This window comes from Pseudomonas sp. FSL R10-2964, assembly GCF_009600035.1.
Lineage (GTDB): Bacteria > Pseudomonadota > Gammaproteobacteria > Pseudomonadales > Pseudomonadaceae > Aquipseudomonas > Aquipseudomonas bubulae.
This window is the reverse complement of record NZ_WIWH01000014.1, coordinates 13,521-38,568: the sequence shown is the minus strand read 5'-3', so window position 1 is coordinate 38,568 and position 25,048 is coordinate 13,521. Positions and strand designations below refer to the sequence as shown.

The 25,048-nt window shown below is 61.6% G+C and carries 24 protein-coding genes; 7 read left to right on the top strand and 17 right to left on the bottom strand.

The features are described 5' to 3' along the window. The first annotated feature begins 40 nt into the window (after positions 1–40). Both GHN92_RS09820 and GHN92_RS09815 read left to right on the top strand, forming a co-directional pair. A complete protein-coding gene (locus GHN92_RS09820) occupies positions 41–1,630 on the top strand; it encodes an aldehyde dehydrogenase (NADP(+)) (RefSeq protein WP_095020267.1) in 1,590 nt (529 codons plus the stop codon). Next, complete coding sequence (locus GHN92_RS09815; RefSeq protein ID WP_095002157.1) at positions 1,623–2,888, top strand: FAD-binding oxidoreductase; 1,266 nt, start codon at positions 1,623–1,625, stop codon at positions 2,886–2,888. The genes GHN92_RS09820 and GHN92_RS09815 overlap by 8 nt, the downstream gene beginning before the upstream one ends. A gap of 51 nt (positions 2,889–2,939) precedes the next feature. Here GHN92_RS09815 and GHN92_RS09810 read toward each other — a convergent pair whose 3' ends face one another. From GHN92_RS09810 to GHN92_RS09800, 3 genes are all read right to left on the bottom strand, one after another. Then, positions 2,940–3,248 (bottom strand): class I SAM-dependent methyltransferase, encoded by a 309-nt coding sequence (locus GHN92_RS09810; RefSeq protein WP_133144914.1) that lies wholly within the window; start codon positions 3,246–3,248, stop codon positions 2,940–2,942. A gap of 243 nt (positions 3,249–3,491) precedes the next feature. After that, positions 3,492–3,926 (bottom strand): DoxX family protein, encoded by a 435-nt coding sequence (locus GHN92_RS09805; protein WP_095002159.1) that lies wholly within the window; start codon positions 3,924–3,926, stop codon positions 3,492–3,494. Positions 3,927–4,029: 103 nt separating this feature from the next. Beyond that, entirely contained in the window at positions 4,030–5,448 is a 1,419-nt protein-coding gene (locus tag GHN92_RS09800; protein ID WP_095002160.1) for a transglycosylase SLT domain-containing protein, read from the bottom strand. A gap of 236 nt (positions 5,449–5,684) precedes the next feature. Between GHN92_RS09800 and GHN92_RS09795 the strand changes: the two genes are divergently transcribed. The 3 genes from GHN92_RS09795 (at position 5,685) to GHN92_RS09785 (ending at position 8,448) form a co-directional block, all read left to right on the top strand. Then, positions 5,685–6,494 carry a TatD family hydrolase gene (locus tag GHN92_RS09795; protein WP_016780110.1) on the top strand — a complete coding sequence of 270 codons (810 nt, stop codon included), beginning with the start codon at positions 5,685–5,687 and terminating at the stop codon, positions 6,492–6,494. Between the two features lie 115 nt (positions 6,495–6,609). After that, complete coding sequence (locus GHN92_RS09790; protein WP_153379975.1) at positions 6,610–8,091, top strand: methyl-accepting chemotaxis protein; 1,482 nt, start codon at positions 6,610–6,612, stop codon at positions 8,089–8,091. A 99-nt stretch (positions 8,092–8,190) separates the two neighbouring features. Next, the gene (locus GHN92_RS09785) at positions 8,191–8,448 is read left to right on the top strand and encodes a terminase (RefSeq protein WP_095002162.1); all 258 of its coding nucleotides are present in this window, start codon (positions 8,191–8,193) and stop codon (positions 8,446–8,448) included. Here GHN92_RS09785 and GHN92_RS09780 read toward each other — a convergent pair whose 3' ends face one another. The 3 genes from GHN92_RS09780 to GHN92_RS09770 all read right to left on the bottom strand — a co-directional run bounded on the left by GHN92_RS09780 (position 8,449) and on the right by GHN92_RS09770 (position 10,398). Further along, positions 8,449–9,246, bottom strand: coding sequence for an acyl-CoA thioesterase II (locus tag GHN92_RS09780; protein WP_095002163.1), 798 nt, complete (start codon positions 9,244–9,246; stop codon positions 8,449–8,451). A 77-nt stretch (positions 9,247–9,323) separates the two neighbouring features. Further along, entirely contained in the window at positions 9,324–10,091 is a 768-nt protein-coding gene (locus GHN92_RS09775; RefSeq protein WP_095002164.1) for a CHAD domain-containing protein, read from the bottom strand. A 28-nt stretch (positions 10,092–10,119) separates the two neighbouring features. After that, complete coding sequence (locus tag GHN92_RS09770) at positions 10,120–10,398, bottom strand: hypothetical protein (protein ID WP_095002165.1); 279 nt, start codon at positions 10,396–10,398, stop codon at positions 10,120–10,122. Between the two features lie 211 nt (positions 10,399–10,609). On the opposite strand from GHN92_RS09770, the gene GHN92_RS09765 reads away from it, so the two are divergent. After that, positions 10,610–11,659, top strand: coding sequence for a patatin-like phospholipase family protein (locus GHN92_RS09765; RefSeq protein WP_095002166.1), 1,050 nt, complete (start codon positions 10,610–10,612; stop codon positions 11,657–11,659). On the opposite strand, the gene GHN92_RS09760 is transcribed toward GHN92_RS09765, so the two are convergent. The 8 genes from GHN92_RS09760 to GHN92_RS09725 all read right to left on the bottom strand — a co-directional run bounded on the left by GHN92_RS09760 (position 11,626) and on the right by GHN92_RS09725 (position 21,609). Further along, the gene (locus GHN92_RS09760) at positions 11,626–12,327 is read right to left on the bottom strand and encodes a response regulator (protein WP_095023979.1); all 702 of its coding nucleotides are present in this window, start codon (positions 12,325–12,327) and stop codon (positions 11,626–11,628) included. The two genes, GHN92_RS09765 and GHN92_RS09760, sit on opposite strands and share 34 nt — an antisense overlap. A gap of 36 nt (positions 12,328–12,363) precedes the next feature. Next, the gene (locus tag GHN92_RS09755; protein WP_095026101.1) at positions 12,364–15,030 is read right to left on the bottom strand and encodes a sensor histidine kinase KdpD; all 2,667 of its coding nucleotides are present in this window, start codon (positions 15,028–15,030) and stop codon (positions 12,364–12,366) included. Between the two features lie 131 nt (positions 15,031–15,161). Further along, positions 15,162–15,722 carry a potassium-transporting ATPase subunit KdpC gene (gene kdpC / locus GHN92_RS09750; protein WP_095025132.1) on the bottom strand — a complete coding sequence of 187 codons (561 nt, stop codon included), beginning with the start codon at positions 15,720–15,722 and terminating at the stop codon, positions 15,162–15,164. 18 nt (positions 15,723–15,740) lie between these two features. Next, positions 15,741–17,813, bottom strand: coding sequence for a potassium-transporting ATPase subunit KdpB (gene kdpB, locus GHN92_RS09745; RefSeq protein ID WP_133144909.1), 2,073 nt, complete (start codon positions 17,811–17,813; stop codon positions 15,741–15,743). A gap of 10 nt (positions 17,814–17,823) precedes the next feature. Continuing rightward, the gene (gene kdpA, locus GHN92_RS09740; RefSeq protein WP_095002171.1) at positions 17,824–19,518 is read right to left on the bottom strand and encodes a potassium-transporting ATPase subunit KdpA; all 1,695 of its coding nucleotides are present in this window, start codon (positions 19,516–19,518) and stop codon (positions 17,824–17,826) included. Positions 19,519–19,526: 8 nt separating this feature from the next. Continuing rightward, positions 19,527–19,616, bottom strand: coding sequence for a K(+)-transporting ATPase subunit F (gene kdpF / locus GHN92_RS09735; protein ID WP_016780098.1), 90 nt, complete (start codon positions 19,614–19,616; stop codon positions 19,527–19,529). A gap of 282 nt (positions 19,617–19,898) precedes the next feature. Further along, positions 19,899–21,131 (bottom strand): hypothetical protein, encoded by a 1,233-nt coding sequence (locus GHN92_RS09730; protein ID WP_095019345.1) that lies wholly within the window; start codon positions 21,129–21,131, stop codon positions 19,899–19,901. 28 nt (positions 21,132–21,159) lie between these two features. Next, positions 21,160–21,609, bottom strand: coding sequence for a YcgN family cysteine cluster protein (locus GHN92_RS09725; RefSeq protein WP_016780096.1), 450 nt, complete (start codon positions 21,607–21,609; stop codon positions 21,160–21,162). Positions 21,610–21,764: 155 nt separating this feature from the next. Between GHN92_RS09725 and GHN92_RS09720 the strand changes: the two genes are divergently transcribed. Beyond that, positions 21,765–22,358, top strand: coding sequence for a nitroreductase family protein (locus tag GHN92_RS09720; RefSeq protein WP_133144908.1), 594 nt, complete (start codon positions 21,765–21,767; stop codon positions 22,356–22,358). A 111-nt stretch (positions 22,359–22,469) separates the two neighbouring features. Here GHN92_RS09720 and GHN92_RS09715 read toward each other — a convergent pair whose 3' ends face one another. The 3 genes from GHN92_RS09715 to rnd form a co-directional block, all read right to left on the bottom strand. Next, positions 22,470–23,402, bottom strand: a complete 933-nt coding sequence (locus tag GHN92_RS09715) for a D-2-hydroxyacid dehydrogenase (RefSeq protein ID WP_095002173.1) — start codon at positions 23,400–23,402, stop codon at positions 22,470–22,472. A 126-nt stretch (positions 23,403–23,528) separates the two neighbouring features. Next, complete coding sequence (locus GHN92_RS09710; RefSeq protein WP_095002174.1) at positions 23,529–23,822, bottom strand: YcgL domain-containing protein; 294 nt, start codon at positions 23,820–23,822, stop codon at positions 23,529–23,531. Then, positions 23,819–24,952 carry a ribonuclease D gene (rnd, locus tag GHN92_RS09705; protein ID WP_095002175.1) on the bottom strand — a complete coding sequence of 378 codons (1,134 nt, stop codon included), beginning with the start codon at positions 24,950–24,952 and terminating at the stop codon, positions 23,819–23,821. The genes GHN92_RS09710 and rnd overlap by 4 nt, the downstream gene beginning before the upstream one ends. Positions 24,953–25,048: the final 96 nt, after the last annotated feature.

Genomic DNA, 25,048 nt, shown 5'->3' with positions numbered 1-25,048 from the left:
CGCCGCCTTGTTCCAGCCAACCCATTTTTAGGAACACGCCATGACTCTGACAGGCAACATGCTGATCGGTCAGCAAGCCATCACCGGTAACCGCGAAGCGATCCGGGCGATCAATCCCGCCACCGGCACTGTGCTCGAACCGGCCTACCTTGGCGGCGGCAGCGAACATGTCGAGCAGGCGTGCACCCTGGCCCAGGAGGCTTTTGACAGCTTTCGCGAGACCTCACTGGAAACTCGCGCCACTTTTCTGGAAACCATCGCCGCTGAAATCGAAGCCCTTGGCGATGAATTGATTGACCGCGCCGTCAGCGAATCAGGCCTGCCACGCCCGCGCATCGTCGGTGAACGCGCACGTACCTGCCAGCAACTGCGTACCTTTGCCCGTACCGTACGCGCTGGAGAATGGCTGGATGTGCGGGTCGACAACGCGCTGCCCGAGCGCCAACCACTGCCCCGTGCAGATTTGCGCCAACGCCAGGTGCCACTGGGGCCGGTGGCGGTATTCGGCGCCAGCAACTTCCCGCTGGCCTTCTCCGTGGCCGGTGGCGACACTGCCTCGGCGCTGGCGGCCGGCTGCCCGGTGGTGGTCAAGGCCCACAGCGCCCACCCTGGCACCAGCGAACTGGTTGGCCATGCGATTGCCCGTGCGGTGAAAGAATCGGACCTGCCTGAAGGGGTCTTTTCCCTGTTGTTCGGTTCCGGCCGTGAAGTCGGTGTTGCCCTGGTCAGCGATCCACGCATCAAGGCAGTCGGCTTCACCGGCTCGCGCAGTGGCGGCATGGCTTTGTGCAAAGTGGCAGCAGCACGCCCCGAACCCATACCGGTGTATGCGGAGATGAGCTCGATCAACCCGGTACTGCTGTTCCCCGCTGCGCTGCAGGCTCGCGGCGAATCACTGGCGCAGGGCTTTGTTGCATCTCTGACCCAGGGGGCAGGCCAGTTTTGCACCAACCCGGGTCTGGTTATCGGCCATCAAGGGCCGGCACTGGATAGATTTATCAGCACAGCTGCCCGGCTGGTCCAGCAAAGCCCGGCCCAGACGATGCTCACTCCCGGGATTTTCCAGGCCTATGAAGCCGGTATTGGCTCTTTGCAGGAACTGAACAGTGCTCAAGAGGCCGCTGCCGGCTTGAGGGGGGAGACACCCAACCAGTGCCAGGCCCATCTGTTTGTGACCCGGGCCGGGGACTTCCTCGCCGACCCTGCATTGCAGGCCGAAGTCTTTGGTGCTGCGGCGCTGGTGGTGCAATGCGCCGATGACGAGGAGATCCGCCAGGTGCTCGAGCACCTTGAAGGCCAATTGACCATCACCCTGCAACTGGATGAAGCCGACCTCGACAGTGCCAGGGCCATGCTTGCGACCCTGGAACGCAAGGCTGGTCGCTTGCTGGTCAATGGCTGGCCAACGGGGGTTGAGGTGTGCGACGCGATGGTCCACGGCGGGCCTTTCCCGGCGACTTCGGACACCCGTACCACCTCGGTTGGCACTGCGGCCATCCAGCGCTTCCTGCGTCCTGTCTGCTATCAGGACTTCCCTGACAGCCTGTTGCCGACGGCACTCAAGCACGCCAACCCGCTGCACTTGCGCCGCCTGCTCGATGGCCACAGAGAAGTACTGGAAAATGCCTGATCACTTCGCTGGAAACACAGCTGACATTGCCGTGGTCGGCGCCGGAATCATCGGCGTCGCCTGTGCCCTGCAACTGGCGCGCCAGGGCCAGCGGGTGGTGGTCATCGACCCGCAGGAACCGGGCCATGGCGCCTCATTCGGCAATGCCGGGCACCTGGCCACCGAACAGGTGTTCCCGATTGCCGACCTGTCGATTCTCAAGCGCTTGCCGGCCATGCTGATGGACCCGATGGGCCCCCTGCGCCTGGACTGGAAATATATGCCCCGGGCCCTGCCGTGGTTCACGCGTCTGCTGCTGAACCTGCGCAAGGCACCCTTTCAGCGCACTGTAGCCGGTATTCGGGCACTTAACGAAAGCAGCCTGGGTGCCTGGCACAGGCTGCTGGAGGGCATTGACTGCCCGGGCCTGATGCGCGAAGACGGTTCGTTGCTGGTGTACGAACGTTCCGAGTCCCGGCAGCCACTTCTGGCACTGCAGGCACGCATGCGCCAGCAGCAGGTACCGGTCGAGTTCTGGGAGGCCAGGGCCATACACAAGGCAGCGCCGCAACTGAGCGAGCAGATTCAGGGCGGGTTGTTTTTTCCGGCCACGGGGCACTTTATCGACCCCTATCGCGTGGTTTGCGAACTGGTAGAGGCTGCCAGAAAGTGCGGTGTGCAGTTTCTCAAGCAACAGGTCACAGGCGGGCAACTGAGTGAGGCCGGAGTTTCTCTGATGACAGCCCAGGGCCAGGTGTCCGCCCGCCGGGTCGTGATCGCCTGCGGCGCCCACTCGGCCAAACTCACCGCAACCCTGACCGGCAAGCACGTTCCGCTGGATACCGAACGCGGTTACCACCTGATGCTGCCCCACGAGCATGACCGGCTGCCGTTTGCCGTCACCTCACTGGAACGCAAATTCATCATGACCCCGATGAGCGATGGCTTGAGGCTGGCGGGTACAGTTGAATTTGCCGGCCTGGAAGCGCCGCCGAGCATGGAGCGCGCCTGGCAGCTGCATCGCCTGAGCAAAGGATTGTTGCGCCATGACCTTAGCGCTGAAGACGCGACGCCATGGATGGGCTTTCGCCCGTCGTTGCCGGACTCACTGCCGATCATCGACCGGGTGTGCGACGGCAAGGTACTGCTTGCCTTCGGCCATCAGCATTTGGGCCTGACCCAGGCAGCGGTAACGGCTGAACTGATCGCGCAGTTGGCGGGGGCAACCAGTGCCCACGCGCTGCCTGAGTTGCACCCTTACCGGCTGGAGCGTTTCTGATCCCATCCGTAGCAGCTGCCGAAGGAACGAGGCTGCTACGGGGCTGGAGCCTCAGCGCAGGGTTATCAACCCCTGCCGGCTGACACGGGTGAGGTTGTGAATCACCCGCTCGGCATTTTCAGCATCGGGGGACTGGATCACCGCCAGGTCAAAACTGTCAGCGGCAAATCGCGCCAGTTGATCGCCCTCTTCCACAAACTGGATCAGAAACGCCGTAGGCCGCCCTTTGCGGCGTGGCCAGCCATCGAGATAGCGCAGCAACGTAGGCTGATGCTTACCGCCCAGGAGGATTTTTGGGTTGCGCAAGGTTGGGCTGGCCGAGATCGGCGCAAGACGTACAAGGGGACGTGGGTGACTCATGTATCGGTTCTCCGCCTCAAGATTCTGCGTGGCAGGTGAGAGGCAACACCGAACCAGCGCTTTAGCGGTATTTCAAGGCCTGTTTCAAGCCTCTTAGACGGTCTGTGACCCTCTGGCGCCCCGCAAGTAGCTGTTTAAATCGGCGCAAGAAAACATCCTAGATAAACCTGCTTACTACTGTCAACAATCATCTGGAACGAAAAAGGCCCGCTCTGGGCGGGCCTTTTCACTGGCATCGGGTTTTCAGTCAGCTAGTGCACGATCGATCGACAACTTGCCTGCACCTTCGATCAGCACTGCCACGGTACCACCCAGCAAGGCCAGGGCGAATTCATAGCCGTTGTTGGCCATAAACAGGCCATTGCTGATATGCACCGAGAAGATCGCCACCAGCAACGTAAACGACAGGCCCAGGGCTGCAGGGCGCGCCAGCAAGCCAATAATCAGCGCCAGACCGCCCAGAAACTCGGTACCGCCCGCCAGCACTGCCATCAACATGCCCGGCGCCAGGCCAATGCTCTCCATCCATTGCGCCGTGCCCGCCAGGCCCCCGCCGCCAAACCAGCCGAACAGTTTTTGCGAACCGTGGGCGGCAAAGATAATACCGACGAAAATACGCAAGACCGTCAAACCATAACCTGCGCGGCTGCCCAGTACGGTATGGATCAATTTGCTCATGATGGAATCCTTTAGGTCATCAGTTGGGGAATGCTCGCCATACTAATCAGTTTTTATAATGTTAAAAGTCGAATAAACCTGACAAAACAATCAAATTATTCGATTATTTGCGTGTGACCAGTTCAGCTTTTGCCGGTTCCAGGGAATCCCGCTCCCGGTCAAAGGCCAAATAGTATTTATTCACGCTATTAACATAGCTGACAGCCCCCATTCCCACCTGCTCCATGGCAATACGTTCCACCTGAAAGAACCATTGATTGGGGTTCAGGCCGCGTCGCCTGGCTTCAGCCCGCATGCCCTGCACCCGCTCCGGCCCCATGTTGTAAGCCGCCAGCACAAACGCCATGCGCTCACGCTCGTTGAGCTTGGGGCTGGCAAAGAACTTGCGGCGGATCAGCGACAGATACCGGGCACCGGCCTGCACATTGCTATCGACGTTTTGAATATTGTTGACCCCCACCCGCCGGGCGGCCGAGGGGGTAATCTGGAGTAGCCCTGTCGCCCCGCCGCTGCCTTTGGCTTCAGGGTTGAGGGTAGACTCCTTGAATGCCAGCGCTGCCAGGTTCAACCAGTCCATGCCCTGTTGCCGGGCATGTTTTTGCAACACCGGGCGCAGTTTTTCAAGCTGCTGGCGATCGGCCCGGGCCAACGGGTAATGCACCCGGTACAAACGTCGGTATACCCGCTCAAAGGCCACATCCTGATCGGCCGGGGCCTTGTAGCCATCGAGAAACCGGTCGATGCTGGCCCGCAACATCGACGCATCACGGCGTACATACCAGTGCATGGCCTCGGGCTCGCTGACCAGCACCTTGCGGTCAAAACGCAGCTTGGGCATCAGCGTGGCCCAGCGCTCGGCAATCGGGCGCTCCACGATGGTCAAATGAAAAATCCCGGCCTGCACCATCTCCAGCACATCCTCCACCGCCAGGGTCGGATCTACCCACTCAATCTTCACCGGGGGCAGTTTGCGCAAGGCCAGTTTTTGATTGATCAAATTGACCGAGGCTCCCGCCGCACTGCCGGTGGTCAACGCCACGGTGCGGCCCGACAGTTGCTCAAGGCGGGTAAAGCGCCGCTCGCCCTTGACCCCCACCAACAACAAGGGCACATCGTCGACGATCGGATCACTGGCGCTGATGGCGCGGCTGGGCTTGAAATCGATCAACTCACCCGGGGCAACTACATCGCCTTCACCCCGGGACAATGCGCCCAGCAGTTGATCCTTGGCTTTAGGGATGATCTTGAGGGTTATTTCCTGGCCATCGCGGGCATGGCTGTTGAGGTAGCGTTCAAACGCACGCAGACGATGGTATTCAACGCCAATCGCCTGCCCCTGCACCTCGCCCGAGCTGTTGCGGCTTTGATTGACCAGCACCCGCAACACCTGACTGCTGCGGATTTGCGCCAGATCGCGGACCTGGCTTGGCTGCCCGACCTGTAAAGGTCCGGTCAGGCGTGCCAGTGCCGGTAGCGGCAACAGCAGCAGGCACAGCGCAATCAATAGCGTCGGTCTTGTCATCCGTTCTCCGGAAAGAATACAGCCCAGCACCCGGTCGGTTTCCCGACAACCGGTTGCCTCAAGTGAGGCTTTCAAGCGCTGGAATCAGCGCGCAAAACAGTCAATGCGTCCTTTAAACAACCGGGCATTGCGTTGTTGCGGCATTCAAAGACAACCATAACTGTCTGTAGTTCTTGGTTTTTCTTGTAAATCTACAGCTCTGATATGCTGCGAGGCCTGTGGCCTGAGGTAAAACCATGCAACTCATTGATATCGGCGTCAACCTGACCAACCCAAGCTTTGACGGCAAACACCAGGCCGTGCTCGACCGTGCCTACGCGGCCGGGGTGTGCCAATTGGTATTGACCGGCACCAGCGTCGAAGGCAGCGAACAGGCCTTGCAACTGTGCCGCGAGCTGGACGAAAGCGGCCAGCGGCTGTTCTCTACGGCCGGCATTCACCCGCACTCGGCCAGTGACTGGAACGGCGACAGCGCCCGCCAGTTGCTTGCCCTGCTCAAGGAACCGGGCGTGTGTGCGGTGGGTGAATGCGGGCTGGACTTCAACCGCGACTTTTCGCCCCGCGCCCAGCAGGAGAAAGTGCTGGAAGAACATCTGGCGCTGGCTGTTGACCTGCAACTGCCGGTTTTTCTGCATGAGCGTGATGCCAACCAGCGTTTGCTGGAAATCCTGCGCGACTTCCGCGACCGCTTGCCGGCTGCTGTGGTGCATTGCTTTACCGGCGAGAAAAAGGCGCTGTTCAGCTACCTCGACCTTGACCTGCATATCGGCATTACCGGCTGGATCTGCGACGAGCGCCGCGGTACCCACCTGCACCCGCTGGTACGTGATATCCCGCGCGGTCGCCTGATGCTCGAAAGTGATGCGCCGTACCTGTTGCCGCGGACCCTGCGGCCCAAACCGAAAAATGGTCGCAACGAACCGGCCTACCTGACCGACGTATTGCGTGAAGTGGCCGTGCACCGTGGCGAAAGCGAGCAGGACCTGGCCGAACACACCACCGCGTGTGCACGGGCGTTTTACGGGTTGCCGGTACTGACAGACTGACGCCCGCTCCCACGCAGTGCCTCTTTTGACCCACATCAACAAGATTGTCACTGAATAGCGGCACAATGATGGCACCTTGCCAATATTGTTTGCGCCAATTCAGAGAAGACCTCCCATGGGCACCTGGCTTAGCAACATCTCGCTCAAATACAAATTCTGGGCTGTCAACGCGGTGGCTTTTGTCACCACACTGCTGCTGGTGCTCTACGCCGTGCAGCTGGAACAGCAATCGCGCAGCAACGCCGCCCAGGCCAACGCCCGGGCCCAGGCGCAATTGCTCAGTGCCTGGCCTGCCGGGCAGCCCTTGCCCGAGGCCAGCCAATTGCTGCCCCTGGCGCCCGACCAGATCGCCAGCGTCAACGATCAACCCCTGCCGCAACTGGGCAACGCCAACGGCTGGGTCTCAATCAATCCCATGCCGTTGTTCGGCCACAATATGCTGCTGGGCGCCGAGGTACTGACCCGCGACGACGGACAAAAAATCGCCGTGCTGGCCCATACACCTAGCCTGGCTCAGGTGTTTGTCGAGCGGCTGCCCAACTATGCCGCCGCCGTGCTGATCCTGATGCTGGCCATGCTCTGCGCTTCGCAGTTGCTGATCCGCTTCCTGCTGAGCCAGCTCAACACCCTCAAGGACGTGATGCTGCATGTGGAGAAAACCGGTGACCTGTCCGCCCGGGTGCCCCTGGCGTGTACCGATGAGGTCGGGCAGATGGCCAGCGCCTTCAATGCCATGCAGGCCGGTTACCAGCGGGTGGTGAACACCGTGGCCCAAACCGCCGCGCAACTGGATGCCGGGGCCGCGCGCCTGGCCAGCAGCATGGACGAGGTGCGCCACGGCATGCTCGGCCAGCAAAGCGAGACCGACCAGGCCGCCACCGCAATCAATGAAATGTCGGCCACGGTCTACCATATTGCGCAACACGCTGGGGCTACCCGCGACCTGTCGCAAACCGCAGACAACCTGGCGGGGAGTGGCCAGCAGGTGGTCAGCCGCGTGCAACAGTCAATCGCCAGCCTGTCCACCGGGGTGCAAACCACTGCAGAAATGATCCAGCAACTGGCCCAGGACAGCCAGAAGATCAACGGCGTGGTCAGTGTGATTCACAGCATCGCCGAACAGACCAACCTGCTGGCGTTGAACGCGGCCATCGAAGCGGCTCGCGCAGGTGAAATGGGTCGTGGCTTTGCCGTGGTCGCCGATGAAGTGAGGCACCTGGCCAAACGCGTGCAGACATCCACGGACGAAATCACCGCCATGGTTTCGGCCTTGCAGGCGGGCACCCGCGACGCCGTGGATTTTATGCAGGAAAGCTCGTTCAAGGCCGACGACTGCGTGCAGCAGGCCCAGGAAGCGGGCGCGGCATTGGCCGAGATCACGCACGCCGTGGCGCAAATGCGCGAAAGCAACACCCAGATTGCCGTGGCCGCCGAGCAGCAAAGCCAGGTCGCGGAAGAGATGAACCGGGCAGTGGTGAGCATCCGCGATGTCACCGAAAACACCGTGCAACAGACCGTCGACTCGGCCACTACCAGCAATGAACTGGCAACCCTGGCAGGCGAGTTGAATCGGGCGATTGGTCAACTAAAGCTATAAGGCCAATAGCCATTGTTGATTCGCCGCAGGGTGACCATAAATCTATGATTTGTTTATCCGGTTCAGCCCAGGCTGAACCCTCGAACAAGGAGAGCAATCATGGGCAAACGTCATCCAAATCTACCGGCCTGGCAATGGCGCTCCAACCCGCACGGCCAGCAAAACACCGCGTATCAGGCAATCAACCTGATCGCAGTGCCGATGATGGTGGTGGCTTTTCTGTTGCTGGTGTCGGGCGTCTTCAGTGAAAACGCCACCAGCGCGGTGATCGGTCTGGTTGCCCTGTTTGCGGCCCTGATCCTGCAACGCCAGGGCCACAAGGCCACCAGCGCAACGGATAACAGCCAGACCTTCTGATCAACCGAACACGGCTACGGTCTGGCGGCTGAGCGCAATCAGCTCGCCGCCTGGGCCCCACAGGTTGGCCGCCACATGGCCGTAGCCATCCCGCGCATGTTCGATGACGGCCAGGTACTTGCACCACTGCAACGTGCTGACCTTAGGCAGTGGCTGCACGAACTCGATGGTCCAGGTCAGCGTGCTGCCTGCTGTCGGCTTGTTCAGTAACGGCAGCAGTGCAGGCGGCCAGGTATCGACCAGCGCCAGCAAATGGGTTTCTGTCAGAGGTTCGTCCTCAACACCGCCATCAAAACGTACCCAGCCGCCCATTTCCCGCGTTCCACGACCGCTAAACGGCAGTGCGCCCACGGCCCAGGCCATGGACAAATGACGCATAAACTCCGGGGTAACCCCTTTGATATAGGGCAACAGCGGGCAATCTTCGGGCGCCTTCATCTCAGGCGCAGGCAAGCCGTCCACGTTCGCCACTGACTCCCGCGCAGCGCCAAAGCTGCCTTGTACCAGGGTCATGACCTGACCGTCCTGTACCACCCGCCCCAGCACCTGGCTGACCGCCTTGCCTTCGCGCAGCACCTCAACCTCGAAACGCACCGGTACATCGGCGGCCACCGGCCCGACAAAACTCACTGCCAATGAGCGCAACGCCCGCTCGACAGGCACATGGGCGCGCATGGCTTCGTACTGCAAAGCCACCAACAGGCCGCCAAAGCTGGCGCGGCCCTGGCCCCAATCGGCCGGAATGGTCACGTCCAAAGGCGTGTTGCGCACCGCCGCAACCAATTCGCAAAACTGCATAAGCACCTCGAAACAGATAAATATGACGGGATACTACCCATCCATCTGACTCTGCACAGTGCTGTATCGGCCAAAGATCAGGAGTGAAAGCAAGCCGCACTCAATTTGACCAACGCCTTGTCAGCGCGTTTTTCGCCGTGCTCAAGGGTGGCCTGCCATTGCGCCACACAGGGTTGCAAGTCGGCGTGTTGCCCGGCCTGCAGCAACCATTGCCAGGCATCGTGCCATTCGCCCAGCGCCTGCTGTGCCCCCTTGAGGCGGGCCAGCACCAAGGGCGGCAGCTGGTTCAACTCCGGGTAGGCTTCAGCGGCATAGCGTACGCGCTTGATCAGCAACCTTACGCGATGGCGGTCATGGCCAGGGTCATTGAGAGCGTTTTCCAGGGTTTTCCACTGTTTTTCCAGGACCTTTGCGATCCGCTGGCGCAAACCACGCAGCAGGCCTTCTCGCTCGGCAGCACGCAAAAAGCGCGGAAACACCTCGAGGATCATCAACAGTTGAGCCAACTGCTCACTGTCGGCCACCCGGGCATAACTGCCGGCCAACTGTTGCGTGCGGCGTTGCGCCTGCGCCGTGTAGCCGTGCGCCTGCAAATGTGCCGCCAGCACTTCAAGATCACGCAGGGGGGTGGTCAACACGCCAACCTGGGATGCAGACATTTCAAGTTGCACAACCCCCGGCAACCCGCGCAAAGGCCGCAACAGGCTGCGCAAGCGGCGCACAGTGGTGCGCAGGTCGTGCAGGGCCTCCGGGTCCGTATCGGCTTCCAGACGCGCCTGACAGGCCAGTAACCTGACCTCCAGACGCACGATGTTTGCCACTATCCGGTCAACCAGCTCAGACATCCTCCCCCTCCCCCTTTACCGCTGCGCTTCAACGCCCGGCGCGGGATTCACGAATATAGAAACGCGCCTTCTCGGCTTTTTTGGTGCAACCCTCAAAGGCTTCAAATTGCTGCTGGGTCTTGGCCGCCGTCAACAAGGACAAGGCCTTGGAGTAGCTGACAGTCCCGGCGAAGCCTTCCGCCTTGGCCAGGTCCAGTTCATGCCAGGCCGAATCCAGGTTCGTCGCACAACTGTCGCGATACGCCTTGGTACCCGCACAACCTGCCAACGCCAGCGCGATCAGCGGTACACAAATCCATGCTTTCATGTTGTTTTCCTCAGAAATTAAAGTTCAGTGCAATCTCAGACGAACAACCTGCATAAAAGTGCCACAACGTAAAAATCAAAAAAACCGGCAACACCTACCCGTCATTGCTACAAGGCACTAGCCTAGCTGGTAGATACGCGTTCATGCCAAAAGCTGTCACTCAGGGTCACAAAAAGGCATTGTGAGTGACTGTCAGGCGAAGGTGGGGTTCATGAAAAAACGTATTGCATTGGTATTGGGCTCCGGCGGTGCCCGGGGCTATGCCCATATCGGCGTGATTGAAGAGCTGGAAAGCCGCGGCTATGAAATCGCCTGTATCGCCGGTTGCTCGATGGGCGCGGTGGTGGGCGGGATTTACGCCGCCGGCAAACTGGACATGTACCGGGACTGGATTCAAAGCCTGGACTACCTCGATGTGCTGCGCCTGGTGGATGTCAGCTTCCGGCTTGGAGCGATTCGCGGTGAAAAGGTCTTCGGCCAGATCCGCAATATGGTCGGTGAAATCAATATCGAGGACCTGCGCATCCCCTACACCGCCGTCGCCACCGACCTCACCCACCAGCAGGAAATCTGGTTTCAGGAGGGCTGCCTGCACCAGGCCATGCGCGCCTCGGCAGCGATCCCCAGCCTGTTTACCCCGGTGATGCAGGGCAACCGCATGCTGGTGGACGGCAGCCTGCTCAACCCGCTGCCCATCGTGCCGGTGGTGTCCAGCCACTGCGACCTGATCGTCGCCGTCAACCTCAACTCCACCCACCAGAGCCACTACCAGTTGCCGGTGATCCAGCGCCCGGCGGCTTTCAAGGGGCGCTTTGACAACCTGATGAGTTCGCTGGGCTCGCGCATGCCGTTTCGCAACAAACAGGCCGAGCACTTGCTCAACCTCGAACAGGAACTGCTCAACCCCCAGGCCGAGCCGCTGGCCCAGGCAAAGCCCAATCCCTGGCTCGACACGCCGCAAACCGCCTCCCCAGCCGCTGAAGAGGGCTCGCCCAAGTCAGCCACCGGCTCGGTGATCATCGACAACGTCGGCCCGGCCTCGCTGCTGGATTTGATCAACCAGAGCTTCGAGGTCATGCAGACTTCACTGGCGCAATACAAGATCGCCGGTTACCCGCCCGATATCCTGATCAACGTGCCCAAGCGGGTGTGCCGGTTTTTCGAGTTCTACAAAGCCCAAGAGCTGATCGCCCTGGGCCGCCTGATTGCAAAAGACACCCTGGACCGTTACGAAAAGGACGAGGCGTCCAACAACCGGTAGCCGACCCCGGCTTCGGTCACGATATACCGTGGCCGGGTCGGATCATCCGCCAGTTTCTGGCGCAAATGGCCAACGACAATTCTCAGGTAATGGCTGTTTTCGACATGGCTCGGGCCCCAAATATCCTTGAGCAATTGCTGCTGGGTAATGACCCGCCCCGGATGACGCGCCAAGAGCGCCAGCACCGCGTATTCCTTGCGGGTCAGCGCCACTTCGACGCCATCGAGCAGCACACGGCGGAACGCCAGGTCGACGGTCAAGGGGCCGAGTTCAAGCGCCGACTCCCGGGTTTCGCCCACAGGCGCCTGGCGCAACAAGGCCCTGATTCGTGCCAGAAACTCCTGGATGCCGAAGGGTTTGGTCACGTAATCGTTGGCCCCACCGTCCAGTGCCTGGACTTTTTGCGCTTCGCTGGCGCGCACCGAGAGCACCAGTACCGGCGCATTTGACCACTCGCGAAACTCGCGCAGTACCTGTTGGCCATCCATGTCCGGCAAGCCCAGGTCGAGCACCAGCACATCGGGCCGTCCGAGCGCTGCCTGGCTCAAGCCATCGGCCCCGGTCGCGGCCTCCAGCACGGTGTATCCCTGGGACACCAGGCTGATACGCAGGAATTTGCGAATCTGCGGTTCATCGTCGATGACCAAAATGGTCGCGCTCTGGCTCATGACTTGTTATCGCAATAGAGGGATAGCCAAAGAATATCAGTCTTCACTTTCCAGACCTTCATTCTCGGGGCACGGTTGAAGGCTTAACGGCAAATACAGGGTAATGCACGTACCCTGCCCGCCGATGCCTTCGCCGACGCTGACCCGCCCGCCGTGGGCCCCCACCATGCCCTGGCAGATGGCGAGCCCCAGGCCCGTGCCTTGCCCGCCGCGATCGCCCCGTGCGGCGGTATAAAACATATCGAAAATCTTCACCCTGTCCTCCTCGGGGATCCCCGGGCCCTGGTCACTGACGGCAAACCACAATTCGCTTTCATCGGCTCCCGCCGTTAATTGCAACTGGCCATGGGGAGGTGAAAAGCGCGCAGCGTTTTCCAGCACATTGACCAGCGCCTGCTCGATCAGGGCGCCATGCACGTGCAACAGCGGCAATTGCGCCGCAACATCCACCTGCACCTGCAAGGGCGCCAGCACCGCACGCAAGCGGTTCAAGGCGCTGCCGGCAATGTCGGCAGGTGACACCCAGTCGCGCGCCAGCTTGAGCGCACCGTGGCCCAGGCGGGTCATGTCCAGCAGGTTCTGGATGTAGCGGTCCAGACGCTCGGCCTCATCGCGGGTGCCTTCGAGCAACTCGCGGCGATCGCTCAACGGGATCGCCTCGCCCAGGGCCAGCAAGGTGTCGATACTGCCGCGCATGCTGGTCAGCGGTGTGCGCAGATCATGGGACACCGATGCCAGCAGTGCGCTGCGCAACTGCTCGGTTTCGCCGTGCAGGCGGGCCGCTTCCAGGTCCTGGGCCAAGCGCGCGCGCGCCAGTGCCTGGGCCAGGGGTTGGCTCAAAGCCATCAGTAGCCGACGACGCTGGCCACTTAGTGAATGGCCCTGCCTCGTGCACACGCCGAGCAAGGCCAATGGCCCCTCCTCGGCGCTGATCGGCCACCACCACCAACGGCCCATCGGCAAAGTGCCCGTACCCTTGCCCGCAGGCTGGTCGTGGGCCCAGGCCCAGTCAGCAGCGGCGCGCTCCGCTTCGCAGAACTGTAACGGCCCGCCGCTTTCAACGTCCCAGCCGCCATTGCCATCGCGATTGAGCAGGCATATGTCCAGCTCTTTCCAGCCGCTCAAATGCTGCCCGGCAGCATTGACCACAGCCTTGCGGTCGGTCGCGGCGGTAAGCTTGCGTGACAGGTCGAGAAGCTCGGTGGTTTCGTGCTGAGTGTCGCGCAAGGCCTGCAACTGCCGGCGCTGGCGAGCCGCCAGTTTGCCAGTGAGCGCCGCCATCAACAGAAAGAACAACAACGTCAGCACATCTTCTTCGCGCTGGATGCTGAACGAGAAATTGGGCGGAATAAAGAGGAAGTCATAGGCCAGAAATGACAGCGCCGCACAGGCCAATGCTGGCCCCAGGCTGCTGCGCACGGCCACCAGCAGCACGGCAGCCAGAAACACCAGGGAGATATTGGGCAGCGCCAGTACGCTGGATACTCCCCAGGCCAGGGCACTGGCCAGTAGCGTGGCAAGCAGCGCCAGGCCGTAGTCGAACCACACCAGTGAGTGTTCCGGGCGGTTGGTGACAGGTACAGGGGACTGCTCATTGTCGAGCACGTTGATTTCCAGGCCGTGGGCGTCACGCAACAAGCGCGCCGCCAGTCCGCCGCCAAACAGGCGACGGCGCCAGGTCAACCGCGACTGACCCACCAGCAGCAAGCTGGCACGGCGTTCGCCGGCATGCTGGATCAGGGTTTTGGCCACTTCACCGGCACGCAGCAACACCACCTCGCCACCCAGGCGCTCAGCCAGTTGCTGGGCGCTTTGCAGGCGCAGGCGTGATTGCTCGTCGCCTGCCCGGCCGTTGTCCACATGCACCAGGCTCCAGGGCAGATGCCGACGCTCCGCGACCCGGCTGGCATGCCGCACCAGGCGCTCGGCATGGGTATCGCCGTCGATCCCCACCAGCAAACGCCCGCGCAGCGCCGGAGCCGATTGCCCCTGCTGGCGATAGCCCTTGTCCAGTTCATCGTCGACATACACCGCAGCGGTCTGCATTGCCAGTTCGCGCAAAGCATTGAGATTGGTCTGGCTGAAAAACGCATCAATCGCTGCCCGTGCCTGCTCAGGTACATACACCTTGCCCTCGCGCAGCCGCTCCAGCAGTTCCCGGGGCGGCAGGTCGATCAGCAGCAGTTCGTAGGCTTCCTGCACAACCCAGTCCGGCAGGGTCTCACGCACCTGGACCCCGGTGATGCCGCGCACCTGATCGTTGAGACTTTCCAGATGCTGGACGTTGACCGTGGTGTACACATCGATCCCGGCCGCGAGCAATTCCTGCACATCCTGCCAGCGCTTGGCGTGACGGCTGCCGGGGGCATTGCTGTGGGCCAGCTCATCGACCAGTACCAGCTTGGGTCTGGCGGCAAGCAGACCGTCGAGGTCCATTTCCTCAAGCTGCACGCCGCGATAATCCGAGCGCAGCATGGGCTGCTGGGGCAAGCCATTGAGCAAGGCCTCGGTCTCGGCGCGGCCATGGGTTTCGACCACCCCGGCCAGTACTTCGACACCCTGGCGCAGTTGCGTATGAGCCGCTTGCAGCATGGCGTAGGTTTTGCCCACGCCGGGTGCCGCGCCGAGAAACACTTTAAGCCGGCCACGGCCTGCGCGCGGTAGATCGGCTAGCAACGCATCGGCGCGGGCGGAATGAGTCATGGGGGGTTCCTGATAAATTGTGTGACTGAAAGCTTTACCCTCACCCCAGCCCTCTCCCGGAGGGAGAGGGAGCTGATATGCGGTTTTCTTGAAGCCGCGTGCGGTCAGTCCCCTCTCCCTCCGGGAGAGGGTCAGGGTGAGGGGCTCTTCAACTGCGCCAATGCCCTGTTCAACAGCAGCACGTTAACCACCGGCGGCCCCACCAACGGCCGCTCGATATGCTCCGCGACCAGTTGTTCAACAGCCTGTACCGGCAAGCTGCGAGCAGCAGCGACACGGGCTAGTTGATAGCGTATTGCCTCTGGTGGCAAGTGCGGGTCCAGCCCGCTGCCCGAGGTGGTCAGCAGCGCCAGGGGTACCGGCCCCTGGCCCGGCACGGCAAGCTGGGCGGCACTGTCCTTGACCCGTGTCGCCAGAGCCGGGTTGCTCGGTGCCAGGTTGCTGGCCGAACTGGCCACGGTGGCAAACGCTCCCGCCGATGGCCGTGGGTGAAACCAGCTGTCACCGCTGAAATCCTGCGCAATCAATGCCGACCCCAGCACCTTGCCGGCACTGTCACGGACCAGGCTGCCATTGGCCTGTTCGGGGAACGCCAGCTGGGCAATGCCGGTGACGGTCAGCGGGTAGATCACGCCGGTAATGGCGGTCATCAACAGCATCAGGCTCAGGGCCGGACGTAAAAAAGTGCTCATGGTGTAACCCTCCAATGCTTAAACCAGATGCAATGCGGTGAGCAGCATGTCGATCAGCTTGATGCCCACAAACGGCACCACCAGCCCGCCCACGCCATAGATCAGCAGGTTGCGGCGTAACAGGTGCGCCGCACTGGCCGCCTGCACCCGCACACCGCGCAATGCCAGCGGGATCAGCACCACGATGATCAGCGCGTTGAATACGATGGCTGACACAATCGCGCTTTGCGGGCTCTGCAGGCCCATCACGTTGAGCACGCCCAGTTGCGGGTAGATCGAAGCAAACAGCGCCGGCAGAATCGCGAAGTACTTGGCCACGTCGTTGGCGATCGAGAACGTGGTCAATGCGCCACGGGTCACCAGTAACTCCTTGCCGATCTGCACTACATCCAGCAGCTTGGTGGGGTCGCTGTCCAGATCCACCATGTTCGCGGCTTCACGGGCCGCCTGGGTGCCGTCGTTCATCGCCATGCCCACATCGGCCTGGGCCAGGGCCGGAGCGTCATTGGCACCATCACCGCACATCGCCACAAGGCGGCCGTCATTTTGCTCATGGCGAATGCGCGCCAGTTTTTTCTCCGGTGTGGCCTCGGCCAGCACGTCATCCACCCCGGCTTCAGCGGCAATGGCCGCGGCGGTCAGCGGGTTGTCGCCCGTCACCATCACGGTGCGGATGCCCAACTTGCGCAACTCGGCAAAACGCTCGCGAATACCCGGCTTGACCACGTCCTTGAGGTGGATGGCGCCCAGCAGCTTGCCCTGGGCACAGACCAGCAAAGGGGTACCGCCGCTCTGGGCGATCTTGTCGATTTCCCGGGACAGGGCCGGCAACAGCTCGCCGCGTTTGAGGCCGACAAACGCCAGCACTGAATCCACGGCCCCTTTGCGGTACACCCGACCGTTGTGGTCGATACCCGACAGGCGGGTTTCAGCGGTAAAGGGTACGGCCGTGAAGTCCGACACGGGTAACTCGGGCAAGCTGTGCTGGCCCCGAACAAACTCGACGATGGACTTGCCCTCCGCCGTCTCGTCCGCCAGCGAAGCGCGCAACGCGCCCTCTGCCAGCTCTTTGGCGGTCACGCCGGGGCAGGCATACAGCGCCGTGCAGCGGCGGTTGCCGAAGGTGATGGTGCCGGTCTTGTCGAGCATCAACACATGCACATCGCCCGCGGCTTCAACCGCCCGCCCCGACTTGGCAATCACGTTGAGGCGCACCAGACGGTCCATGCCGGCAATACCGATGGCCGACAGCAGGCCGCCGATGGTGGTCGGAATCAGCGTCACCAGCAGGGCCACCAGAAACACCAGGGGCAAGCTGCCACCGGCAAAGTAAGCGAACGGCTGCAAGGTCACGACCACGATCAGAAAGATCAGGGTCAGGCCGATCAGCAGAATATCCAGGGCAATCTCGTTAGGGGTTTTCTGCCGCTTTGCACCTTCGACCAGTGCGATCATACGGTCCAGAGTGGACTCGCCGGGGTTGGCGCTGATTTGCACCAGCAACCAGTCACTGACCAGCCGCGTATTGCCGGTCACCGCCGAGCGATCACCGCCCGACTCACGGATCACCGGCGCCGATTCGCCAGTAATCGCCGCTTCGTTGACCGCGGCAATCCCTTCAATCACCTCGCCGTCGCCGGGAATCATCTCCCCCGCTTCGACGCGCACCACATCCCCTTTGCGCAGGCGGGTGGCCGGGACGATTTCAAAGCTGCCCGTGGCAGTGCGCCGACGCGCACTCAAGCCCACACTGCCAGCTTTGAGGCTATCGGCGCGAGCCTTGCCGCGCCCCTCGGCCAGGGCTTCGGCAAAGTTCGCGAACAGCACGGTAAACCACAGCCACAGAGCGATTTGCACCGCCACCCCGGTAGGCACTGCAGGCTCGGGGATAACACACAGCACCGTGGTAAAAATCGCGGTCAGCTCGACCACCAGCATCACCGGCGAGCGTTTCAGCTGGCGCGGGTCGAGTTTGACGAATGCTTGCAACAGCGCCGGACGCCAGATATCGGCGAACGAAGTCTTCGGCGACTCAGGGGCCCTGGCTTCAGGCGTTGGCGTCAACTTTGAAACAGGAGCAGGCATAGTCATCTTCGTCTCCTCAGAAGCCCTGGGTCAGTTGTTCAGCGATGGGGCCAAGGGCCAAGGTCGGCAGGAAGGTCAGGCCGCCCACCAGCAAGATGGTCACGGTCAGCAGAGCGACAAACAGCGGGCCGTGGGTCGGAAAACTGTCCTGGCCAATCGGCGCGCTTTTCTTGATCGCGAGGCTGCCGGCCAATGCCAGCACCGGCAGGATATAACCGAAGCGTCCGATCAACATGCCCAGGCCCAGCATCAGGTTGTAGAACGGCGTGTTGGCGTTAAGCCCGGCAAAGGCTGAGCCGTTGTTGGCACTGGCCGAGGTGAAGGCATACAGGATCTGGCTGAAACCATGGGGCCCGGGGTTGCTGACCGAGGCCACAGCACTGGGCAGTACGGCGGCAATCGCGCCCAGCACCAGCACCCCCACCGGCATCACCAGCAAGGTCACCACCAGCAGCTGGACTTCCCTGGCCTGGAGTTTTTTACCGAGGTATTCAGGGGTGCGACCGATCATCAGGCCGGCGAGGAACACCGCGATCAACACGTTGAGCAACATCCCGTAGAGCCCGGCACCGACGCCACCGAAGATCACTTCGCCGACCATCATGTTGAGCAGTGCCACCATCCCGGTCAGCGGGTTGAGGCTGTCGTGCATGGCGTTGACCGAGCCGTTGGAGGCCGAGGTCGTGGTTTCGGTCCACAGCACACTGCCGGTGGTGCCGAAGCGGACTTCCTTGCCTTCCAGCGGTGCGCTCTGCTCGACCAGCGGGCTGTTGAGCGCCGGGTTCGGCTGGTACTCGGCATACAGCGCGGTGCCCCCGCCGATCAGGAACAAGGCCAGCATGCAGGCGATGATTGCGCGGCTCTGACGCAGGTCCTTGACGTAATGGCCGAAGGTGAACACCAACGCCACCGGGATCAGAATAATCGAGGCCATTTCGAACAAGTTGCTCCAGGCGCTCGGGTTTTCGAACGGATGCGCCGAGTTCACGCCGAAAAAGCCGCCGCCGTTGGTGCCCAGTTGTTTGATCGCAATCTGGCTGGCAGCCGGACCCAGCGGGATTACTTGATCGGCACCTTGCAGGGTTACGGCATTGACGTAATGGGCAAAGGTTTGCGGCACGCCCTGCCACACCAGCAGCAACGCCAGCACCAGGCACAACGGCAGCAGGCCATAGAGCGTGGCCCGGGTCATGTCGACCCAGAAGTTGCCCAGCGTGTGCGCCGAGCGGCGGCTGATACCACGGCACAAGGCGACCAGCACGGCCAGGCCGGTGGCGGCGCTGACAAAATTCTGCACGGTCAGCCCGGCCATCTGGCTGAAATAGCTCAGGCTGGCTTCACCGCTGTAGCTCTGCCAGTTGGTGTTGGTGACAAAACTCACCGCGGTATTGAACGCTTGCGTCCACTCCTGCCCCGGCAACTGCTGGGGGTTGAGTGGCAAGTACGACTGAAACAGCAAAATGGCGAACAACAACACAAAGCCTGTCAGGTTGAAAACCAGCAGGGCCAGGGTGTACTTCTGCCAGCTTTGCTCACTGCCCGGGTCAACCCCGGCGATGCGGTAGCAGACCTTTTCGACGGGCCCCAATACCGGGCTCAGCCAGGTCCGCCGTCCCTCCATCACCTTGTAGTAAAAACGCCCCAGCCAGGGTGCGGGCAACAGCACCAGGGCAAAAAAGGCAAGCATCAGCCCATAGTCATAACTGTGCATACCCGCTCCTAGTTCCGGTCTGCGCGCAACAGCGCAACCAGCAGATAAACGAACAGCGCCACTGCCAGCAGCAGCGACACCCCATCCAGAATGCCCATGACAACTCTCCCCAGGCGGCACCTGCCGCGTAGGAAGAGAGTGTGGGGAATCAGGGCGTAAAGGATCGAGATCGAGAGGGATGCGGGGGCGTAAAGAAGGTGTAAAAAAGCAGCGATGCCTGCCGTAGCAACTGGCGAAGGAACGCGGCTGCGTTCGAGCGCGAAGCGGTCGTAAATCATCTAGATGCGGTGTAACTGACAAACCGCATTGGCCAAATTGACGACGGCTACGCCGCCGGACGCAGCCTTCGCCCCTCGGCAGCTGCTACACGTGGGTTAGGATCAGCGCAACAGCGGGCTGTCCAGTACCTCGGAGGCGCCGCCCAGCACGCTTTCGCTCAGCTGGATAAAGCTCGCGGTGTTGACCTTGTCCATACGCATCAGCGCCTGGCTGACATCATCCAGCGAGCGCTTGCTGTGGGTCTGCAAACGGATTTCACGGTCCAGTGCCTGCAGCAGCGTGACTGCCCGCGCAACCATGGCCGCGTTTGCCTGTTCACCGCGCAGGCGGGTCACGTTTTTACCGGCAGCGTTGAGCTTGTGCTGCAGGGTCTGGTAACGCTCATCACTCATGCCGCCGGCGCGGCGCAGCAGTTCGATGGCGTAGTACTCGCCAAGGCCCTCGCCGATCCAGTCATGCCCCGGCTCATCGTTGATGCCGCTGAACAACTGCACCACTTCGCGCAACAACGGACTTGAACCGCTCTCGCTGACCAGCGGCAAACCGCTATAGAGGTAGATCGAGTTGCGCCCCGCTGCACTGCCTTTCCACATCGGGCTGCCCGCGCCGACGATCAGCAGCTTGGGCGGGTTGCGCGGGAACACCGCCTGCACCTGCGGCCACACAAAGGTCAACAGGGTCAGCACATCCATGCGGTGCATGCCCTGCCCCTTGGGTGCGCTCACCGTGACCTCGGTTTCGCCCAGGGTGGTGCGGCGGCTGCCCAGGTTACCCGCGAGCATCCAGCCGGTGGGGCGATCAAACAGACGCGACACATCATCGATACGAAAGCGGTTTTTACCGATACGCGGCCAGGCGGTTTCAACGCTTTTCCAGCCTTTGGGCAGTTCGAATTCAAGCCGCGACACCAGCTCGACCCCATCCTGCTGATCGAGGCTGGCAGGCGGGATCAGTTGTTCACCGCGAAACAACGCCCAGTCAGGCGTGATCCGGGTGTCGTACGTGCCGTTCTTGCGCGGCTGGTTCAGGCGGACGCGGTAACTCAGGCTGGCACTGCCCGCTGGCGGATGCCACAGGCCCCGGCTATGGACCGGGTCGGGGCTCAGTTGCCATTGCCCGTCGGCCTTGAAGTCGCTGTAACTGCCCGGCGCGCCCAGGTCGAAATCCAGGCTGCGCACAGCAGAACCCTCGGCCAGGGTGATCCGCACCTCGGCCTGATCGCTTTTGGGCAACAACTGTACGTGGTAATCGAGCGCCACTTTTTGCCCAGCCCACAGCGGGCCCGCCGCCAGCAACAGCAGCAAACCCAGGGGCAATCGATAACGCAGCGGCATACACACTCCTTGCAAACCGCTCCGGCACTTAACCGGCGCGGAAAATCAAATGATCTTCCCAGTCATCTTCAGGCACGCTGCCTTCGGCCAGCATGCGCCCGGACTGTGAAATGCGCTCATGGTGGACAGCGTCCGGGTCGCCACACACCAGGTGATGCCACAGCGGCAAGTCCTTGCGCTCGCTCACCAGCCGGTAGCCGCAAGTCGGCGGCAGCCACTTGAACTCTTCGGCCTTGCCCGGCGACAGCTGAATGCAGTCAGGGACTGAATCACGACGATTAGGGTAGTCGGTGCACTGGCAGGTTTTCAGATCGAGCAGTTTGCAGGCGATGCGCGTGTAGTAGACGCTGTTGTCGTCTTCATCTTCGAGCTTTTGCAAGCAGCACAATCCGCAGCCGTCGCACAGCGACTCCCATTCCTCCTGATCAAGTTGATCGAGGGTTTTGCGGATCCAGAACGGTTCAACGATTGCGGCCATGGTTCAAACATCAACATCAGGGAGTGGAAAAGGCCGCCAGTCTAGTGCCCAAGACCCCGCGGGCCAAGGGCTTGTCGTCAGACTTGTCAGCTTGACGGCATCCCAGTAGTTTTAGCCCCTGAATTGAGCCGTTACATTTACCTCAGGAAACCGCCATGCCTGCTAGCAGCCGTAAAGCCGATCACAGCATTCACGAGCAATTTACCCAGCGCTGGTCGCCCCGCGCCTTTACCGATGCGACCATCGACAAAGCCACCCTGCTGAGCTTTTTTGAGGCAGCACGCTGGGCACCGTCGGCCTACAACGCACAACCCTGGCGCTTTCTGTTCGCCCTGCGCGGCACCCCGGAGTTCGACCGTTACCTGAGCCTGCTGGTGGAGTTCAACCAGGGTTGGGCCAAGCATGCAGCAGCACTGGTGGTGATTGTGTCCAAGACCACCTTCGCGGCACCCGGCACCACCGAAGAAAAACCCGCACCGACCCACGCCTTCGATACTGGCGCAGCCTGGGGCCATCTGGCCCTGCAGGCCCACCTGAGCGGCTGGCATACCCACGGCATGAGCGGGCTGGATTTCGAGCGCGCGCGCACAGAGCTGAAAATCCCTGAGGGCTACCAGGTCCAGGCAATGGTTGCGATCGGCAAGATCGGTGACAAGTCGAGCCTGGTGGATTACCTGCAAGCCAAGGAAGTGCCAAGCCAGCGCGAACCGCTGAGCAAGCTGGTGGCTGAAGGCGATTTCAGCCTGTAACCCGGCTACAGGAATACTTCATCTGTGGGAGCGAGCCTGCTCGCGAATGGCCTTCGCGAGCAGGCTCGCTCCCACAGGAGTGGTTTGACCGGCAACAGAGTATCTACAGGATCAGTAACCGCGGTCGAAATCCACTTCGCCACGCAATGCCTCACCCGCCTGATACGCACGCAAATTGTCGACAAACAGCTGGGCCATCATCGGTGGCGAGGTCGGCGCCGAGCTGTGCCCGGTCAACAGCAAGCCCCAGGCCGTCCAGAACGGATGCTTGGCCGGCAGCGGCTCCTGACGACAGACGTCAATCACCGCGCCCGCCAGATGCCCCACGCGCAAAGCCTCGACCAGATCGGCATCAACCACGGACACACCGCGCCCGGCATTGATGAATACGGCATTGGGATTGAACTGCGCAAACAGCTCGGCATCGTACACATCATGGGTGTCCGGGGTGTTGGGCAACAGGTTGATCACGTAATCCACCTGCCCCACCAGGCGCGGCAAGTCGCTCAGCACACCCACTTCCTTGAACGGTGCCAGCTCGCGGGCGGTTGTGGCGATGGCATGCAACTCAACGCCAAAAGGCAGCAGAAACTGCGCCACGGTCTGGCCAATATCCCCGGCCCCGACGATCAGCACCTTACGCCCGACCAGGCTCTGGCCCATGCGGTTATCCCACTTGCGCTCGACCTGGCTGACCAGCCGGGCCATGACTTCACGCTCGTGGCCGAGCATGTAGGTCAGAACGTATTCAGCCATTACCTGACCAAAAATACCCACGGCGCGGGTCAGTCGATAATCACGCTTTAGGCCTTCGGCCAACAACGGTGTGATGCCCGCCCAGGTCGACTGCAACCAAGCAGGCTTGTGGCCCTGGCGCAGCAGGGTCGCCAGCAGGTCCGGCTGGCCCAGCCACACCGGGCATTCACCGGCCATGCGCGACAGTTCCTCGGAATCGCCGCTGGACTGCAGTTGCAGATCCGGGGCGAGGCGCTGCAGCAGTTGGGTGTACAGCGGGTAATCGTGCTCGGCAATCAGGACGCGCATGTTTCTAACCTTTCCAAAACACTGCCAGCGCCCGTCGCCGAGGTTTGCCCCGTCGCGTTCGGCCAGCGCCAATCAAAATGAGTCCGTTTCAGACAGGCGCCCGGAACCGGGCACCTGGCGCCGCACTTACATCGGGTCGTTGCGACGCAACAGCTCTTCAGGCAAGTGCTCGATGTATTCGTCTTCGGCCGGCGGCATTTGCAGGTGATAGCCCTGGCTCTCGAGGTTTTCCAGAACCTTGGTGATGTCTTCGCGCGACAGCTTGCGCTCGGGCGTCAGCACCAGATCAAAGGCGTGGATCGGCTTGCCAAAAGCCAGCATCAGCGGTTCCGGCACGCGCTCCAGGGCATCGGCCTTGAGTACATACAGGTACATTTCGTTGCGTTTGGTGCTGCGGTAGATCGAGCAAATACGTTTCAAGACAGTTCTCCAGCGGTGGCCAGGCAATCGAGCAAGGCCTGGCCCATCAACTCACGGCGCCAGCCGCGCAGTGATTCCGGCAATTGATAAGGGCCATTGGGGAAGCCGCTTTTAAGCAGGGCTTCCAGGGTTTTCTTACGCAGCATCAGTTCCGGCGCAATGTTCAGGCGCTCAGCTTCAGCCTGGCCGATGGCACGCAGACGCTTGATCAGCAACGCGGCTTCAACCGGCAACGGCTCGGGCACGGCGGGCGGCCATTGTTCCGGCGGCAGACTGCCAGCACGCTTGATCAGATCAAGCAAAAACTCACCGTCCTGACGCACGGTGCGCGGGTGCATGTCTTCAATGCGCGCCAGTGCCACCAGGTTATCAGGCTGGGTTTTGGCCAGAGGCCACAATGCATGCTCGCGTATCACGCGGTTGCGCGGCAGGTCCCGGGCACGGGCTTCGTGCTCGCGCCAGGCGCAGATTTCACGCAATACCGCCAGTTGGGCCCGTGACAGCTTCCACGCCAGCTTGGCTTCGCGGTACACCTCGTAAGGATCTGTTTCGCGGCGCAGGTTGGCGACCAGTTCGGCGCCATCTTCCAGCACCCAGCGGTACTTTTCCGCCGACAGGCGCGGATGCAGCAACTTGTAGACTTCAGCCAGGTGCACGGCATCTTCGGCGGCGTAGCTGATCTGGGTTTCCGACAACGGACGCTGCAACCAGTCGGAGCGGGTCTCGCCCTTGGGCAGATCGATATCCAGGACTTCCTTGACCAGGCGCGAATAGCCCATGGAGAAGCCCAGGTTCAGATAGGCGGCTGCCAGTTGGGTGTCGAACAGTGGCACCGGCAGGCTGCCGGTCAGGCGCAGTAAAACCTCAAGGTCTTCACTGCAGGCATGCAGCACTTTGACCACCGCCTGGTTTTCCAGCAGGTCGGCCAGGGGCTGCCAGTTGTCGATGGTCAACGGGTCGATCAGGTACGCCCGCGTGCCGTCGCCAATCTGGATCAGGCCGGCAATCGGGTAAAAGGTGTCGACCCGCATAAATTCGGTGTCGAGGGCTACGAACGGCAATTGTTGCCATTCGGCGCAATGCTGGCCGAGGCTATCGTTGTCGCGAATCCAGTGAATATCGATGGCCACACGGCTCTCCCTTGAAGAATGGCGCGCAGTATATATCGCCGCCAGGGATTACCGGACATTGCCTCGTCATGTTGTGCGCGAAAAAACCTACGAAAC

Coding starts and splice junctions, on each gene's coding strand:
- GHN92_RS09820 (WP_095020267.1), top strand. CDS start 41: ATGACTCTGACAGGCAACATGCTGATCGGTCAGCAAGCCATCACCGGT.
- GHN92_RS09815 (WP_095002157.1), top strand. CDS start 1,623: ATGCCTGATCACTTCGCTGGAAACACAGCTGACATTGCCGTGGTCGGC.
- GHN92_RS09810 (WP_133144914.1), bottom strand. CDS start 3,248: ATGAGTCACCCACGTCCCCTTGTACGTCTTGCGCCGATCTCGGCCAGC.
- GHN92_RS09805 (WP_095002159.1), bottom strand. CDS start 3,926: ATGAGCAAATTGATCCATACCGTACTGGGCAGCCGCGCAGGTTATGGT.
- GHN92_RS09800 (WP_095002160.1), bottom strand. CDS start 5,448: ATGACAAGACCGACGCTATTGATTGCGCTGTGCCTGCTGCTGTTGCCG.
- GHN92_RS09795 (WP_016780110.1), top strand. CDS start 5,685: ATGCAACTCATTGATATCGGCGTCAACCTGACCAACCCAAGCTTTGAC.
- GHN92_RS09790 (WP_153379975.1), top strand. CDS start 6,610: ATGGGCACCTGGCTTAGCAACATCTCGCTCAAATACAAATTCTGGGCT.
- GHN92_RS09785 (WP_095002162.1), top strand. CDS start 8,191: ATGGGCAAACGTCATCCAAATCTACCGGCCTGGCAATGGCGCTCCAAC.
- GHN92_RS09780 (WP_095002163.1), bottom strand. CDS start 9,246: ATGCAGTTTTGCGAATTGGTTGCGGCGGTGCGCAACACGCCTTTGGAC.
- GHN92_RS09775 (WP_095002164.1), bottom strand. CDS start 10,091: ATGTCTGAGCTGGTTGACCGGATAGTGGCAAACATCGTGCGTCTGGAG.
- GHN92_RS09770 (WP_095002165.1), bottom strand. CDS start 10,398: ATGAAAGCATGGATTTGTGTACCGCTGATCGCGCTGGCGTTGGCAGGT.
- GHN92_RS09765 (WP_095002166.1), top strand. CDS start 10,610: ATGAAAAAACGTATTGCATTGGTATTGGGCTCCGGCGGTGCCCGGGGC.
- GHN92_RS09760 (WP_095023979.1), bottom strand. CDS start 12,327: ATGAGCCAGAGCGCGACCATTTTGGTCATCGACGATGAACCGCAGATT.
- GHN92_RS09755 (WP_095026101.1), bottom strand. CDS start 15,030: ATGACTCATTCCGCCCGCGCCGATGCGTTGCTAGCCGATCTACCGCGC.
- kdpC (WP_095025132.1), bottom strand. CDS start 15,722: ATGAGCACTTTTTTACGTCCGGCCCTGAGCCTGATGCTGTTGATGACC.
- kdpB (WP_133144909.1), bottom strand. CDS start 17,813: ATGACTATGCCTGCTCCTGTTTCAAAGTTGACGCCAACGCCTGAAGCC.
- kdpA (WP_095002171.1), bottom strand. CDS start 19,518: ATGCACAGTTATGACTATGGGCTGATGCTTGCCTTTTTTGCCCTGGTG.
- kdpF (WP_016780098.1), bottom strand. CDS start 19,616: ATGGGCATTCTGGATGGGGTGTCGCTGCTGCTGGCAGTGGCGCTGTTC.
- GHN92_RS09730 (WP_095019345.1), bottom strand. CDS start 21,131: ATGCCGCTGCGTTATCGATTGCCCCTGGGTTTGCTGCTGTTGCTGGCG.
- GHN92_RS09725 (WP_016780096.1), bottom strand. CDS start 21,609: ATGGCCGCAATCGTTGAACCGTTCTGGATCCGCAAAACCCTCGATCAA.
- GHN92_RS09720 (WP_133144908.1), top strand. CDS start 21,765: ATGCCTGCTAGCAGCCGTAAAGCCGATCACAGCATTCACGAGCAATTT.
- GHN92_RS09715 (WP_095002173.1), bottom strand. CDS start 23,402: ATGCGCGTCCTGATTGCCGAGCACGATTACCCGCTGTACACCCAACTG.